Raw genomic sequence first — 15,502 nt, 5'->3', positions numbered from 1 at the left:
ATTCATAGTAAATAATAAAAAAAAACCGCTTATTGTAAGCGGTTTTTTTTAAACAAAGTATTTTATTCAAAAAACAGTAATATATTTTAATGTATAATTTTTGACTGAGCATTAAAGAAATAATAAAATTTCTTACTTTACCTCATTTTTCATCAATTAATTTGCCTGACGACGTAAAAATGCTGGTATTTCCAACTGATCTTCTTCACTTATAAAAGTACGCTGATCTTGTGGTACCTGAGGATGCAGCTCACCAGAACGACGTGGAACATAAACAGAAGCATCTTGAGAAAGCACCTGAGAGTTTTTATTGTAAACATGAGACTCTTTCTGCTGAGACGATCTAACAGCAGGCTCCAACCTCGCTTCTGGCTCAGCTTCTTCACGATGTGTCAAGCTCTGTTTCAAACGCTGCCAAAGATTACGAGGACCTTGATCAGTCACAAATGTTCTTTGGCTTTGTCCATGAGCAACAGGAGGAAAATCCTTTAACTCAGGCATACGCATTGGAGCGCGCGCTTGCATTTGTTTTGGTTGCACTGGCTTTTCTGTTTGCTTCACAACCCCTGTCATCTCATCAAGAACATGCGCTGTTGCCTCCATACTCACGGGAGCCGCCATCGCTTGTTGAGAACCGCGGCTTACTTGCATACGAGGCACATTTAATTTCTGTTCCTGAACAGCATTTGAGCCATACGCAACAGCACTCGTCGCACTTCGTGTCGTCATTGCTTCTACAGGATGTGCAAAAATTTGACTTTTGGGACGGAACTGTTCTCCGGTTGATTTACCCTTCTCTATTTCAAGTGATTCGATCACTTCTACCATTGACTCAGAACGCAGAGGCGATGATTGAACATGAAAAGAACTGTGTGACGTTCCAGGATCGCTCTTGCGTATTGAAGAAGCAGGCCTTTGAATCTGAGGATGAGAGGACTGAACCACATCACTAACTTCACGATCGATACCGGTCGCAACCACAGAAACACGAATAACACCTTCCAATGACTCATCATCAATAGCGCCAAAAATCACATTTGCATCAGCGTCCACTTCTTCACGAATACGATTAGCAGCTTCATCAACCTCAAAGAGAGTCATATCACGACCACCCGTAATAGAAATCAGTAAACCACGCGCCCCACGCATAGAAGTATCATCTAACAATGGGTTCGCAATAGCAGCTTCAGCAGCAGCCAAAGCACGCCCATCACCAGATGCCTCACCGGTTCCCATCATGGCTCGACCCATTTCGTGCATAACAGAACGAACATCAGCAAAATCAAGGTTAATCAAACCCTCTTTAATCATCAAATCCGTAATGGAAGCAACACCAGAATAAAGCACTTGGTCAGCCATAGCAAAAGCATCAGCAAATGTTGTCTTATCATTTGCAATACGGAAAAGATTTTGATTGGGAATAACAATCAATGTATCGACAGACTTTTGTAATTCTTCAATACCAGCCTCTGCCGTTTTCATACGACGTGCCCCTTCAAACTGAAAAGGCTTTGTCACAACACCAACAGTCAAAATACCTTTTTCACGCGCTGCGCGAGCAACAACGGGAGCAGCTCCTGTTCCAGTTCCTCCCCCCATACCAGCAGTAATGAAAACCATATGAGAGTCTGCAAGATGATCAATAATTTCATCAATACATTCCTCCGCCGCCGCTTGCCCAACTTCCGGTAAAGCACCAGCACCCAAACCTTCTGTCACAGCTGCCCCAAGTTGGATAACACGTTCAGCCTTTGACATAGCCAAAGCCTGTGCATCCGTATTTGCAACAACAAAGTCAACTCCCTGAAGACCAGCATTTATCATATTATTCACGGCATTCCCGCCACCACCTCCAACACCAAAAACGGTAATGCGTGGCTTCAATTCCGCGATATCTGGCCGATGCAGATTAATCGTCATTTTCTTTTCCTTCTCATAAGACACCGCAAGCCAAAGCGATGAAATTTATCCAACTAGACTTAACTAAAAACTCTCACGCAACCACTGACCAACACGCTGAAAATACCCACGCGTGCCCATCGATAAATGATTTCCTGCCGCCTGCATTGTTTTTTCTTCAAAACCCACCAATTGCGGATAAATTAACAACCCAACAGCAGATGTAAACGCCGCCCCTTTTGCAAGAGAAGGAAGCCTCGAAATACCTAAAGGCCGCCCGATACGAACATTTCTTCCTAATATAGTACGTGCCATTTCTGGCAATCCTGTTAACTGGCTTGCTCCCCCAGTCAAAATAACACGTTTACCAATGATGTGACCAAAACCAGAACGATTTAAACAATCACGGACCATTTCTAAAATTTCTTCAACACGCGCACGAATGATACGCCCAAGAACTGCGCGAGGATATTGAGTTTCACGCTGTTCACTCCCAATTTCTGCTACATTAATCATTTGCCGCTCATCAGCACTTGTTAAAAGTGCTGAACCATAAACAACTTTTAAACGTTCCGCCTCTGTTAAAGACATAGAAAATCCGCGCGCAACATCAAGAGTGACATGATGCCCCCCAACAGCAAGAGCATCTGCATGAATAAATTTCCCCTCAAAAAACACTGAAAATGTTGTTGTTCCACCACCAAAATCAATACATGCAGCCCCTAAACGCGCCTCATCATTCATCAAAACAGCAAGACCACTTGCAAAGGGAGTAGCAACCATTGCTTCAACACTCAAATGTGCACGATTAATACAAGTTTCTAAATTACGCAAAGATGCTGTTTCTGCTGTTACCACATGCACATCAACACCAAATGTTTCCCCTGCCATGCCAATAGGATCAGAAATTCCTTTTTCCCCATCCAATACATAAGAAACTGGAACTGAGTGCATAACATGACGTTCAGCATCAAAGGCTTTGCGCGAAACATCTGAAAAGGCCATACGCATATCACGCTTGGTGACTTCACGACCATTCAAATGGACCATTCCATTAATCAAAGCGCTTTGTAACCGACTTGAGGAAAAATTCACAATCACTGAATCCACCACCAAACCAGCCATTTTTTCTGCCGCATCAACAGCCAAGCGTATTGATTGCTCTGCTGCAAACATATCCATCACAACACCAGATTTAATACCGCGTGAACGCTGCACTCCAAAGCCCAGAATTTCCGTAGAATGTGTACGACCATGTAAATAGTGCGCATGCTTCAAAGGACGCAAACAAGCAATAAGACAAACAATCTTACTTGAACCGACATCAAGTACCGTTAAAAAACGTGTTTTACGCCCCTTCAAATGATGTGATCTGAGTAGCATCATAGGCTTCCTGCCTTTCGCGCTTTTAAAATACGTTCTTCTTCTGCTACAGTAGTATGATAACGCTCCAACGTTTCATCTGATAAAGAAACAGTAATTCGATCAGCAAGACGTAAATCAACACTGAGAATATCGCGAGATAAAAGATCTTGCATTGTACCGGACGAAAAAAGAGAAAAAAGCCTTTCAAGAGCACCATTTTCAGGCAACATAACACGCATTCCATTATTCAAAACAAGATCCCAACGCCGATCACCTACCCACACAAAAGCACGAATACGATCATATACTTCCGGATAGACTGACAGCGCTTGAATAAACACTTTAGCAGCATTTTGTGCACCCTGCCCAACCACAAGAGGTAAATCCCGAACAATTTCCCCTTTAAAAGGCACAATGACACGACCTGTATTATCAACAATATCCATTATGCCATCATGTTGCCAAATGGCATAGGGTTCACGCTCCACGATGGAAATGCGCATTCTATTGGGATAAATTTTCTGAACATTAGCCGATTGCACCCAAGGCTGCTTTTCCAACAGAGAACGCGCTCTTTCAACATCAAAAGTGAATATAGAAGGCGCAACATCAAGTTTTAAAATTTTAAAAATATCCTGCTTTGCCAAGCGCTTATTACCGCTTATATCAACATGAGTGACCACAAAACTACTATCCAATATGATCGTGTTTACGATCACAGCCATCTGACCACTTGATGAAAGCCCATAAAAAGCCGTAACAAAGAAAAACCACACAACAGCAAAAGAGCCAAAATGGCGTGGAATATGAATATTGACAAAAACAAACTCAAACATAAACCGAAGAAAACGACGATAAAGACGTGGCAAAGCCGGCACTGAAAGCACCTCCATCGGAATATTCGTTTTATTAATACTCAACGCATGCATGATGCGTCCTCCACTATCCATTGAACAATATCGCCATAAGTACGACCGCTCGCTTTTGCAATATCAGGAAGAAGAGACGTCGATGTCATACCGGGTTGCGTATTAATTTCAAGCCAAACCAATTCTCCTGTTTTCTCATCAAAACGAAAATCAGAACGGCTAACACCTCGACACCCTATCGCCTGATGGGCTGCTAAAGACATTCTTTGCACACTTTGGTAAATATTTAGTGAAAGTTGTGCAGGACAAATGTGAAGAGAACCACCCGTTTTATATTTTGAGTCATAATCGTAGAATGGAAAGTGTTTATCGGGAAGAATTTCACACACATCCAGCACTTCGTTCCCCAAAACAGCACAAGTCAATTCACGACCAGGAATATATTTTTCAATCATTACCTCATCCGCATATCCCCACTCAGCTCCCCCAATATTATGCGGCGGTGCAGCTTCATTTCCTTGAACAATGACAACACCAAAACTTGATCCTTCACACACAGGTTTAATTACATAAGGAGGCTCCATGGGATGTGTTCGACCCAAAGCAAAGCGGCTCATGATACGAGAAGGAGCAACACAAACCCCAACATTTGCAACGATAATTTTTGCACGTCCCTTATCCATTGCCAAAGCAGATGCCATCACGCCAGAATGAGTATAAGGAATTTTTAAATATTCAAGAATCCCTTGAATCCGGCCATCTTCACCAAATGGACCATGCAATGCATTGAAGGCAATATCAGGCTGCAACTGTTCAAGAACAGAAGCAATATGAGCGTCAACATCCACGCGGCTCACGCGATACCCCTGCACCTCTAGAACATCAGCACAAGCCGCCCCTGAAGATAAACTTACAGACCGTTCAGAAGAAAAACCTCCCATTAATACAGCTATATGTTTATCTTTCATAATAAATCACCCTCTTTCGCATACTATATGTAGTCTATATAGAATACATCAGCACCACATACAGGAAAAAACAAAGTTTATCCTTGCGAATCAATAACCTAGCATTTTGCATAATGAATCAGACTCAAAAGCTTGATGCAAGAGATTCTTTGTTAATTTATTGATTCTTAATAGAAATTTTTTATTATCTCTTTGAAATGACTCAATTTTTTATTTTCACTTTTTTAGTGAACAATAAATCAATGAAATGGATCAAAAGGAGGAACACTTCGACCACGCTCAAATTGACCAATACGCTCTATTTCCCATTGTAAAAGGTGGGCTGAATGTGCAAAAACACGTGCACGCACTGTTTCTCCCAATGCTTCAAGATCATATCCTGTTGCTTGCCCTGTATTGATCATAAAATTACAGTGCATTTCGCTCATCTGAGCACCACCAATCCGTAAACCACGACACCCTGCCTCATCAATCACGCGCCACGCAGATATATTCTCAGGATTTCTAAAAGTTGATCCACCGGTCTTTTCACGAATAGGTTGCACTGTTTCCCTATGGAGGGCAACTTCATCCATAGCAGCACGAATATCATCTTTATTACCGGTTTGTCCTTCTAATAAAGCAGCAGTAAAAATAAACCCTTCAGGAATATCACAATGGCGATAGGAATAATGCATATCTTTCAAACTCAAAATATGACGTTTTCCTTTACGATCCAGCGCATAAACCTCAACAACACGTGCTGCGGTTTCAACACCATTTGCACCCGCATTCATTTTGAGTGCCCCTCCAAGACCACCAGGAATACCGTGATAAAAATGAAAACCCGCGATTTCTGCCTTTAAAGCAGCGGTAGCTAAATGTTTATCGGCCGTACCTGCACCAACTAAAAAACGTTTTGGAGAAACTTGTTGCACTTGCCCAAAACCTTTTGGCGAAAGACGAATCACAACACCAGGAACACCCCCATCACGCACCAGCAGATTAGAACCTATTCCTACAATTGTTACAGGAATAAATTCAGGCAAATTTTGAAGGAAAAGAGCTAAATCTTCCTCATCAACAGGCTGATAAAAAAGTTCTGCTAACCCACCAGTGCGAAACCACGTCACCTTACGCATCTCAACGTTAGGTGTAAGCTTGCCTCTTATACCCCCCAACAGTGGTTGCAATTGCGCCAATAACGCCTCACCATCAATGTGCTGAAAATTTATCATGACCATCAAATACCGACAACTGATGAGGCAATGCACACGCCCATTGTGTGATATTGCCAGCACCAAGAAAAACCACATAATCCTCTGCCTGAGCAAATGTTGAGACAAGAGACACAACATCTTCCAGACCATGTATTAAGCGCACATCACGATGACCAGCCATTTTAATATGCTCTACCAATTCTTGAGAACCAAATCCTACAATAGGTTCTTCACCAGCCGCATAAACGGGCGTAATCAACACTGTATCTGCATCATTAAAACAAGCAGCAAAATCATCAAATAAATGATACAAACGCGAATACCGATGGGGTTGTGCAATCGCAATAACACGCCCTTTTGCACTCTCACGTGCAGCACGCAAAACTGCCTTTATTTCAACAGGATGATGTCCATAATCATCAAATATTTCAATGCCACGCCAACTTCCTATTCGCGTAAAACGCCGTTTTACTCCGCCAAATTCTGCTAAGCCCCTTTTTATAGCTTCATTTGAAATGCCAAGTTCATGCGCAATAGCAATCGCCGCCGTTGCATTGGCAACATTATGCTGCCCTGCCATGGGCAAAAGCAAATTTTTTAACTCAATCTTTCTTCCTGTTTTGCGTGAGCGAACAAGAACATCAAAATGCGTTTTTTGACCATCCATCGAAAGATTAAGAAAACGAACATCCGCTTGTGGATTTTTACCATAAGTGATCACCCAACGATCATCAATACGGCCCGCCAATGACTGAACCTCTGGATGATCAAGACACAAAACAGCAAAACCATAAAAAGGAACATTTTCTACGAATTGCCGAAAAGCCTCACGCACAGCATCAAAACTTCCATAATGATCCAAATGCTCAGCGTCAATATTAGTAATAACAGCAATATCAGCAGGCAGCTTTAAAAATGTACCATCACTTTCATCAGCTTCAACAATCATCCAATCGCCATCTCCTGTACGAGAATTCGTACCATAAGCATTAATAATACCGCCATTAATCACCACTGGATCAAAATGACCAGCATCAAGAAGGGCTGCGACCATTGATGTGGTTGTTGTTTTACCATGTGTACCACCCACTGCAATTGCACGCCGAAACCGCATCAGCTCCGCCAGCATTTCTGCACGTCTGACAAGCGGCAAATGTCTTTCCTTTGCAGCAATATACTCAGGATTTGTTTTTTTAACGGCAGTAGAAAAAACAACAACCTCTGCATTCCCTAAGTTTTCAGCACAATGACCTATATGAACGTTAATTCCTTTTTTCCGTAAACGTTCAACATTTGCACTTTCAACTTGATCTGACCCTTGAACTTTATAGCCAAGATTATAAAAAACCTCCGCAATTCCACTCATACCGATCCCCCCGATTCCGATAAAATGGATAACGCCTATATCAAGTGGCATTTTCATTAAAAAGCTCCTCTTTTATATCTGACAACAATCGCCCTGCAATTAAGGATTCAGCCATATCAGCAAGGCAACGGGTTGCATGAGGTTGCCCAACTTTTTTTGCAGCAAGCGCTTGTTTTTCTAATAAATGGGGCGCACAACAAGCGTGCATTAAAAGAGAAGAAAGCTTTTGTGCATTTAAATCTTTTTCTGATACAATTTGCGCACCACCTACACGAGCAAGCAGAGCTGCATTGGCAGCCTGATCATGATCTAAAGCATGGGGATAGGGAACAAGCAAAGCAGGTCTACCAATCACCGCTATCTCACAAACGGATGAAGCCCCAGCGCGCGACAAAATAAAATGAGCATGTGCCATACGTTCAGCCATATCATCAAAGAAAGGAGCAACCTCTGCTTGTACGCCCATATCACGATAGATTTTGATCAACCCTCCTGCTTCACCGCGAACTTGCTGTACAATTCGCAAGCGTTTACGGTTCTTATCATCGAGTAACGCAATGGCTTCTGGAACAATATGTGAAAAAGCAGAAGCCCCTTGGCTACCACCAAAAATCAAAAAATTAAATGGCGTTTCCCCCTCTGAAGAATGATAAGGAATTTCGGCCGCCTTCAGCACAGCCTCACGGACAGGATTCCCCGTTAAAAGCATTTTATGGGCATAAGCGCCATTTGACGACAACAAACCACCAGCGATTGCACGCACAAAAATTGCCAACATCCGATTGGCACGCCCCATAACAGCATTTTGTTCATGAATAAATGTCACACGCCTTGTTAAAGCCGCAATAAAAAGAGGAGGAAAGCTCGGATATCCCCCAAATCCTCCAACAAGAACAGGACGTAATTTATAAAACAACGCCAACGATTGCCCCATTCCCCTTAGTAAAGACCAAAACGTCTTTATCAGAGCAAAAGGATGGCGGCGTATAAATGTTGCCGATGAAACGATATGTGTATGCTCTTCATCAAAGCACCGAACAAAAGGGCGTGCTCTTTCATCTGTTATTAAATGAACATCATATCCACGCTCCCTTAATTCAACACCAAGGGATTCAGCAGGAAAAAGATGTCCACCTGTACCACCAGCCACCAAAACAATAACTTTTTTATCATTCATAAGGCGTATCCAAGACAGAAGAGGAAGAAAAAGCTGAAAGGCGTGCTTCTGGCCAACGACGTGTTAAACTGAGCAAAATGCCCATTGAAAACGCAATCGCCACCATCGAAGAACCACCATAAGAAATAAAAGGCAATGTCATGCCTTTTGGAGGAATTAAGTGAAGATTAACGGCCATATTAATAGCTGATTGAAAGCCAATCATCATTGCTATGCCAGTAATACCAAGACGTATAAAGCAATCACGTGTATTCATTGCTATATACAATGAACGCATAACGATAAAACCAAAAAGCATCATAATTAATAAACAAAGAATAATACCATATTCTTCAGCAGCAACGGAAAATACAAAATCTGTATGGCTATCAGGAATAATACGTTTTACTGTTCCCTCCCCAGGACCTTGCCCAAACCAACCACCATTCAAAATAGCCTCACGTCCAACATCTACTTGAAAGGTATCTCCTTCACCTGTCAAAAAACCATTGATACGCTCACGCACATGATACAGAAAAAGATAAGCTAAAACAATTCCTCCAGCACCTAAAATGAGAAAGAGAAAAATAACGGCTAGAGGCACACCAGCAATAAAAAACAAACCACCCCATGTTGCACTTATTAAAAGTGTTTGTCCAATATCAGGCTGCAAAACCAGAAGCACACAACAAATGCCATAAAGTACAATCGCTAACGTATAACCTAGAATTCCCCTCCTGCGTATCTGTTCCGAAAAAAGCCAAGCGGACATAACCACAAAAGCTGGCTTCATAAACTCTGAAGCCTGTACAGAAAAACCAAAGAGCACAATCCACCGCCGTGCTCCCTTTAATTCTGGACCCCAAAATAAGGTTGCAACCATAAGAGCAAGCGTTACAATAAGCAAAAGAGCACATAAACGACGAATATTAGGAATTGAAAAAAAAGAAATGGTCACCATCGTAAAAAATGCTGAAATGCTGAAAATGATATGCCACCGAACAAAATAAAAACTATCAGCAATTCCGATTTTTTTTGCAATCGTGGGGCTGGCAGCAAAAGACAACATAATGCCAATCCCCATTAAAATTAAACAAGCTGCAAAGACAGAGCGGTCAATCGTCCACCACCAATTAGCAATTGGGTCTCTATCTGCACGCGTAACCATGATATCCGCCTTATCCGTTTTATAAATTGTTTCAAAGTGATATGGTTCCCCGCCTGTTTAACAAACACTTTAAAAACTAAATTACACAAAAAAAGATTCTGGAGTCTTAACGCAAAAATATTTTTTTATAACTGATGCTTTTTATTGTAACTGCATCACAAAAGAGACAAATGCTTCGCCCCGTTCTTCATAATTTTTAAATTGGTCATAACTTGCACAAGCAGGTGACAAAAGAACCGTCACCTCTTTTGCCTTACAACCTATTGCGTCAACAGCTGCTTCACGCACCGCATTTTTCAAAGTTAAGCTCATAGAAAAGGGAAAAGCAGATCCAATAATGCGAGCAAATTCTTCCGCCGCACTCCCAATCAAATAGGCTTTACGAATTTTAGGAAAAAATTCTCTAAGAGACTCTATTCCTCCCTTTTTCGCCTGTCCCCCAACAATCCAAAAAATATCATTAAAGGTGGAAAGAGCAGGAGCTGTTGCATCTGCATTAGTCGCCTTGCTATCATTGATAAACAAAACCGCCCCCATTTTACGCACCTGCTGCATACGATGATCCAACCCTTTATAACTTGCTAAATGCTTTTTTATAGAGGGATCTGTTATTTTTAAAGCCTGCAATGTTGCCAATGCCATAAGAGCATTTTGCGCATTATGACTCCCACGTAACACCGCCATAGGAGCAAGATCTGCAAGCATATGACGCTGTCCTTGACGAACAGAAAAAAGCTTGGTTCCATCTGCATAAAAACCATTTTCAACAAAATGATTCTTGGAAATTGCCTCAATTTGCTTCCCATCATGAAGTAACTGTTGATATAAAACCTGACAAGCTGCATCATCAACTGAAATAAAAGCCTGAGAAGCCTGAGCAATCAGATGCCTTTTGGTTTGCACATAACAGGCAAAACTTCCATGTCGATCAATATGATCAGATGTCAAATTCAATAAAAGTCCAATGGTTGGCTGAAGAGAGGGAGTAAGATCAATTTGAAATGATGAACATTCAATCACATAAATACGTTTTTTAACAAATGGCTTAAGCGTCAATATTGCCTTTCCAATATTTCCCCCCATCTGCACATCATAGCCCATTTTTTCCAATAAATGCGTAAGCAAAGCCGTTGTTGTCGACTTTCCATTCGTCCCCGTAATCGCAATAAACGGAACATCTTGGTCACAAAAACCATAATGCTGTAAAAAATCATGGCGTGCACGAACAAACAATTCAATATCACCAATAATTTCTATATTTTTTTTTCGTGCCTTTTCAACAACCCAATGCGGTTGAGGATAATTTAAAGGAACTCCAGGAGCGAGAATCAATGCAACAAATTCTGACCAGTCCTCATCGTGGAGATCTCTTGTTGGAATATTTTGCCGACAAGCCATCTGCACGCTTGAAGGACTATCATCCCACGCCACCACTTCTGCACCACCACACATTAATGCTTGTGCCGTTGCTAGTCCAGACTGCCCCAATCCAAACAGAGCAACTTTTTGACCTTTATAACACGTAACAGAAATCACATTCTCACCGCAATTTAAGTGTTGAAAGACCTATGAGAGCGAGAACAATCGAAATAATCCAAAAGCGTATCACCACTTGGCTTTCAGTCCAACCTTTTTTCTCAAAATGATGATGTATCGGTGCCATAAGAAACACGCGTTTTCTTGTTAATTTGAAATAACCAACCTGAATAACGACCGAAAAAGCTTCCACAACAAAAAGTCCACCAATAAGAACCAAAACAATTTCGTGCTTCGTAGCAACCGCAACAGTCCCTAAGAGTCCTCCAAGAGCCAACGATCCAGTATCTCCCATAAAAATAGCTGCAGGTGGTGCATTAAACCATAAAAATCCAAGCCCTGCCCCAACAACAGCTCCCAATAAAACAGCCAATTCACCTGTTCCCGATACATAATGGATTTGGAGATAATCAGCAAAATTCATATTACCAGAAAGATAAGCAATCAGAGCAAAAGATAAGGCTGCAACCATCACAGGAACAATAGCAAGCCCATCGAGTCCATCCGTCAAATTAACCGCATTACCCGTCGCGACAATGACGAAAGCAGAAAAAGGAATAAAAAACCAGCCCAAATTGATAAGATAATCTTTCAAAAAAGGCAAAGCTAATCCAGATGAGCCAATTTGCAGAATGGCAAAAGCAGCAATCGCCGCAACACAAAATTCCAAGCTTAACCGTGCTTTCCCAGAAAATCCTTTGTCTGTTTGTTTTGTGACCTTAAGATAATCATCATAAAACCCAATTACCCCAAAAGAAAGCATAACCAATAGCGATACCCAAAAGTAAATATTCGATAAATTACCCCATAAAAATGCCGATACCACAATGCCGATTAAAATCATTAATCCACCCATTGTAGGTGTTCCAGCCTTTTTAAAATGTGTTTGAGGTCCATTAGCACGAATCGGTTGCCCCTTACCTTGCCGCAATTTAAGAGAAGCAATGATGCTAGGTCCAAACAAAAAGACGATAAGCCCCGAAGTAAGCATAGCTGCTATCGTGCGAAAAGTAATATAACGAAAAACATTTACACCCGGAAGCCAATCACTAAACGAAGAAAAAAACAGCATCATGGAACAAAAAAACCTCTTAAAACTATGAAGAAACTGCTTTATAGCGATCAAGCAATGCAGTCACAATATTTGATGAACAAAGGCTATTGGATGATTTAATCATAAGTAGGTCGCCAGGAGAAATTTCTGCTAAAAGAAGCGGTAAAATTTTCTCAATATTTTCAGCATAATGAACCTTAACACCAGCAGACAAATCACTGACTAAAGATTTCATCGCCTCACCAAATAGAAAAACCGGATTAGCACCGGAAAGACGTATTGGTTTTATTAAATCACGATGAAGCTTTTCACTATGCTCCCCTAACTCTAGCATATCCCCTAAAATAGCAATTCGCCGCCCCCCTTTTCCTACAGGTCCTGTAGCAAGAAGCTCAAGTGCAGCACGCATAGAAGCAGGATTTGCATTATAGCTTTCATCAATGAGATAAAATTCACCCCCATTTGATAAAGACAGTCGATAACGAACACCTCGCCCCTTTTGAGAAGAAAAATGGCGAAAAGAAAGAAAAACAGGCTCTAACTCAACCCCCATAGCATCACAAGCAGCAATAACCCCTAAACTATTTTGCACAATATGGCGTCCCGGAGCCCCAATTTGAACCTCCTTATCCCGCCCCCCAATACGCACAATCATAGAAGAACTATCGGTTAGAAGACGTATATCTCGCGCTTGATAATCAGCATCTTTAGTCCCACCAAAGCTTAAGATCTTCTTTACACCGCATTTCTTTGCTTTTTGAACGAGATAAGAAAAAAAATCACTATCCGCATTTAAAATGGCAATGCCTTCTTCATCCAATCCTTCAAAAATTTCAGCTTTTGCCTTTGCTATTTCTTCAAGATCTTTGAAAAATCCCATATGTCCTGCACAAATATGCGTAATGAGAGCAATATGCGGACAAACCAGTTTGACCAGAGGGCGAATTTCATCTCTATGATTCATGCCAATTTCAAAGATACCATAATCACTCTCCATAGGCATCCGCGCTAAAGTGAGTGGAACCCCCCAGCAATTGTTTAAAGAAGCGAGATTCGCATGAACATTCCCAGCCGTTGCAAGTGCTTGTTTCAAAGCTTCTTTTGTCGTCGTTTTTCCCACCGATCCTGTTATCGCGATAATCTTAGCTCTTGAACGTTTGCGTGCAGCTTGTGCAAGTTGTTCTAAGGCTTGCAAAACATCAGGAACGACAATGAGTGGAGCCAATATCTTTTTCATATCCCTCAAACGGTGTTCCGCAACGATAAGAACGCCTGCACCTCGTTCATAAGCTTGCGCAGCAAAATCATGACCATCAAGATGGTGCCCTTTAATGCAGAAAAAAACATCCCCTTCCGCAAGAGTACGACTATCAATGGAAACCCCAGAAAAAGTTTCTGGCAAGCTTCCCATTACAACACCATTAATTGCAGCAACAAGTGCTTGCTTATCCCATAAAGCTGTCATTTCTTTCGGTCCTCTAAAGCTTCTATCGCTTTCAGACGATCTGAAAAAGGATAAGTTGTCTGCCCTATAATTTGGCCATCCTCATGACCTTTTCCAGCAATGATGAGTGTATCACCAGCTTTCAAAAGCTCCACCGCGTAAGAAATAGCTTCACCACGATCTTCTATCTCTATTGCTGTTGGCACCGCCTGTAAAATATCTTTACGTATTTTTTCTGGCATTTCTGTTCGAGGATTATCATCTGTTACAATAACAATGTCCGCTTTATCCGCCGCAATTTTTCCCATCAAAGGTCTTTTTCCTTGATCACGATCTCCTCCACAACCAAAAACAACGATCAAGCGTCCTTGCGTAAAGGGACGAACAGAAAGCAAAACCTGCTCCAAAGCTTCTGGTTTATGAGCATAATCAATATAAACAAGCGCATTATTTTCTGTCTTTCCCACAAACTCTAACCGCCCAGGTGCCCCCTGCAAAGTTTCAAGCGCAGGAAAAACCTTACGAGGTGAAACGCCCGTTGCAATGGCTAACCCCGCTGCCATAAGCGCATTAGCTACCTGAAAATCTCCAGCTAAAGGCAAATCAAATGTATAAATATTGTTTTCCACACGACACTCAATACACTGTTTGGAGCGTTGATGTTCGACACGATTAATCGTGATAAATTGCCCCTTACGACCAATTGTCAAGACACGGCGGCGCGCTTGTGTAACAACATCAATAACCTTTTGTGAATAAACATCATCAGCAAAAATCAAAGCAGGAGCAGATACAGGCAAAAGTGTATCAAACAACCTCATTTTAGCCCGCAAATAATCCTCTACCCCCGTGTGATAATCCATGTGATCTCGCCCTAAATTAGTAAAGGCACCAGCCGTTAAACGGACTCCATCAAGTCGTCCTTGATCAAGCCCATGCGAAGAAGCTTCAAGAGCAGCATGCGTCACACCTTCATGAGAAATTTCACAAAGAAGACGGTGCAAGACGACCGGATCAGGTGTTGTGAGAGAACCATAAACATTCCGTTTAGGAGAAACAACACCAACCGTTCCTATACTCGCTGCACAAAATCCAACATGAGTCCAAATTTGCCGAAGAAAAGAGACAACAGATGTTTTACCACTTGTACCAGTCACAGCAACAACTGTTTCCGGCTGAGAACCGTAAAAACGTGCAGCTGCCAACGCTAAACTATGACGAACATTAGAAACACGTAAAATGGGAACAGATAAATCCTCAAGAACAGCATGACAGTCTGTAACGATTGCTCGTGCGCCACGCTTTATCGCGTCATCTATATAGTGTCTTCCATCACTTTTTTTCCCTTGAACAGCAACAAAAACATAGCCCGGCAAAACTTGCCGAGAATCCACACTTATTCCTGTTATTTCTATTGAAGAAAGGCTTTCATCTTCAACACATTCTGTAAAAACTGTTCCCAACAACATGATAACGCA

12 protein-coding genes are annotated in these 15,502 nt (G+C 41.7%); all 12 read right to left on the bottom strand.

Going from position 1 to position 15,502, the window contains the following annotated elements; translation table 11 throughout:
• Positions 1–156: 156 nt before the first annotated feature.
• The gene (gene ftsZ / locus ACFIMU_RS05610) at positions 157–1,920 is read right to left on the bottom strand and encodes a cell division protein FtsZ (RefSeq protein ID WP_375614612.1); all 1,764 of its coding nucleotides are present in this window, start codon (positions 1,918–1,920) and stop codon (positions 157–159) included.
• A 63-nt stretch (positions 1,921–1,983) separates the two neighbouring features.
• Positions 1,984–3,285: a cell division protein FtsA gene (ftsA, locus tag ACFIMU_RS05605; protein WP_375695767.1), complete on the bottom strand. Its 1,302-nt coding sequence runs from the start codon at positions 3,283–3,285 to the stop codon at positions 1,984–1,986.
• Positions 3,282–4,193, bottom strand: a complete 912-nt coding sequence (locus ACFIMU_RS05600; protein WP_375607007.1) for a cell division protein FtsQ/DivIB — start codon at positions 4,191–4,193, stop codon at positions 3,282–3,284. The genes ftsA and ACFIMU_RS05600 overlap by 4 nt, the downstream gene beginning before the upstream one ends.
• Complete coding sequence (locus tag ACFIMU_RS05595) at positions 4,181–5,101, bottom strand: D-alanine--D-alanine ligase (RefSeq protein ID WP_375687527.1); 921 nt, start codon at positions 5,099–5,101, stop codon at positions 4,181–4,183. The genes ACFIMU_RS05600 and ACFIMU_RS05595 overlap by 13 nt, the downstream gene beginning before the upstream one ends.
• Positions 5,102–5,340: 239 nt before the next feature.
• Positions 5,341–6,318 (bottom strand): UDP-N-acetylmuramate dehydrogenase, encoded by a 978-nt coding sequence (murB, locus tag ACFIMU_RS05590; RefSeq protein ID WP_375606970.1) that lies wholly within the window; start codon positions 6,316–6,318, stop codon positions 5,341–5,343.
• Complete coding sequence (murC, locus tag ACFIMU_RS05585; protein ID WP_375606969.1) at positions 6,296–7,723, bottom strand: UDP-N-acetylmuramate--L-alanine ligase; 1,428 nt, start codon at positions 7,721–7,723, stop codon at positions 6,296–6,298. The genes murB and murC overlap by 23 nt, the downstream gene beginning before the upstream one ends.
• Positions 7,707–8,843, bottom strand: coding sequence for a UDP-N-acetylglucosamine--N-acetylmuramyl-(pentapeptide) pyrophosphoryl-undecaprenol N-acetylglucosamine transferase (locus ACFIMU_RS05580; protein WP_375686620.1), 1,137 nt, complete (start codon positions 8,841–8,843; stop codon positions 7,707–7,709). Before ACFIMU_RS05580 ends, murC begins: the two co-directional genes overlap by 17 nt.
• Positions 8,836–9,990, bottom strand: coding sequence for an FtsW/RodA/SpoVE family cell cycle protein (locus ACFIMU_RS05575; protein WP_375606967.1), 1,155 nt, complete (start codon positions 9,988–9,990; stop codon positions 8,836–8,838). The genes ACFIMU_RS05580 and ACFIMU_RS05575 overlap by 8 nt, the downstream gene beginning before the upstream one ends.
• Positions 9,991–10,131: 141 nt before the next feature.
• Positions 10,132–11,526 carry a UDP-N-acetylmuramoyl-L-alanine--D-glutamate ligase gene (gene murD / locus ACFIMU_RS05570; protein ID WP_375609265.1) on the bottom strand — a complete coding sequence of 465 codons (1,395 nt, stop codon included), beginning with the start codon at positions 11,524–11,526 and terminating at the stop codon, positions 10,132–10,134.
• Between the two features lie 4 nt (positions 11,527–11,530).
• On the bottom strand, positions 11,531–12,601 hold the full coding sequence (mraY, locus tag ACFIMU_RS05565; RefSeq protein WP_375606965.1) for a phospho-N-acetylmuramoyl-pentapeptide-transferase: 1,071 nt from the start codon (positions 12,599–12,601) through the stop codon (positions 11,531–11,533).
• A 22-nt stretch (positions 12,602–12,623) separates the two neighbouring features.
• The gene (gene murF, locus ACFIMU_RS05560) at positions 12,624–14,045 is read right to left on the bottom strand and encodes a UDP-N-acetylmuramoyl-tripeptide--D-alanyl-D-alanine ligase (protein WP_375686623.1); all 1,422 of its coding nucleotides are present in this window, start codon (positions 14,043–14,045) and stop codon (positions 12,624–12,626) included.
• On the bottom strand, positions 14,042–15,493 hold the full coding sequence (locus ACFIMU_RS05555; RefSeq protein ID WP_375686624.1) for a UDP-N-acetylmuramoyl-L-alanyl-D-glutamate--2,6-diaminopimelate ligase: 1,452 nt from the start codon (positions 15,491–15,493) through the stop codon (positions 14,042–14,044). Before ACFIMU_RS05555 ends, murF begins: the two co-directional genes overlap by 4 nt.
• Positions 15,494–15,502 lie beyond the last annotated feature (9 nt).

Source organism: Bartonella sp. AC70YNML (genome assembly GCF_042196545.1).
Taxonomy (GTDB): domain Bacteria; phylum Pseudomonadota; class Alphaproteobacteria; order Rhizobiales; family Rhizobiaceae; genus Bartonella.
This window is presented reverse-complemented; position numbering and strand designations above follow the sequence as displayed.

Coding starts and splice junctions, on each gene's coding strand:
- ACFIMU_RS05555 (WP_375686624.1), bottom strand. CDS start 15,493: ATGTTGTTGGGAACAGTTTTTACAGAATGTGTTGAAGATGAAAGCCTT.
- ACFIMU_RS05595 (WP_375687527.1), bottom strand. CDS start 5,101: ATGAAAGATAAACATATAGCTGTATTAATGGGAGGTTTTTCTTCTGAA.
- murB (WP_375606970.1), bottom strand. CDS start 6,318: ATGATAAATTTTCAGCACATTGATGGTGAGGCGTTATTGGCGCAATTG.
- ACFIMU_RS05580 (WP_375686620.1), bottom strand. CDS start 8,843: ATGAATGATAAAAAAGTTATTGTTTTGGTGGCTGGTGGTACAGGTGGA.
- mraY (WP_375606965.1), bottom strand. CDS start 12,601: ATGATGCTGTTTTTTTCTTCGTTTAGTGATTGGCTTCCGGGTGTAAAT.
- ftsA (WP_375695767.1), bottom strand. CDS start 3,285: ATGATGCTACTCAGATCACATCATTTGAAGGGGCGTAAAACACGTTTT.
- ftsZ (WP_375614612.1), bottom strand. CDS start 1,920: ATGACGATTAATCTGCATCGGCCAGATATCGCGGAATTGAAGCCACGC.
- murC (WP_375606969.1), bottom strand. CDS start 7,723: ATGAAAATGCCACTTGATATAGGCGTTATCCATTTTATCGGAATCGGG.
- ACFIMU_RS05575 (WP_375606967.1), bottom strand. CDS start 9,990: ATGGTTACGCGTGCAGATAGAGACCCAATTGCTAATTGGTGGTGGACG.
- murF (WP_375686623.1), bottom strand. CDS start 14,045: ATGACAGCTTTATGGGATAAGCAAGCACTTGTTGCTGCAATTAATGGT.
- ACFIMU_RS05600 (WP_375607007.1), bottom strand. CDS start 4,193: ATGCATGCGTTGAGTATTAATAAAACGAATATTCCGATGGAGGTGCTT.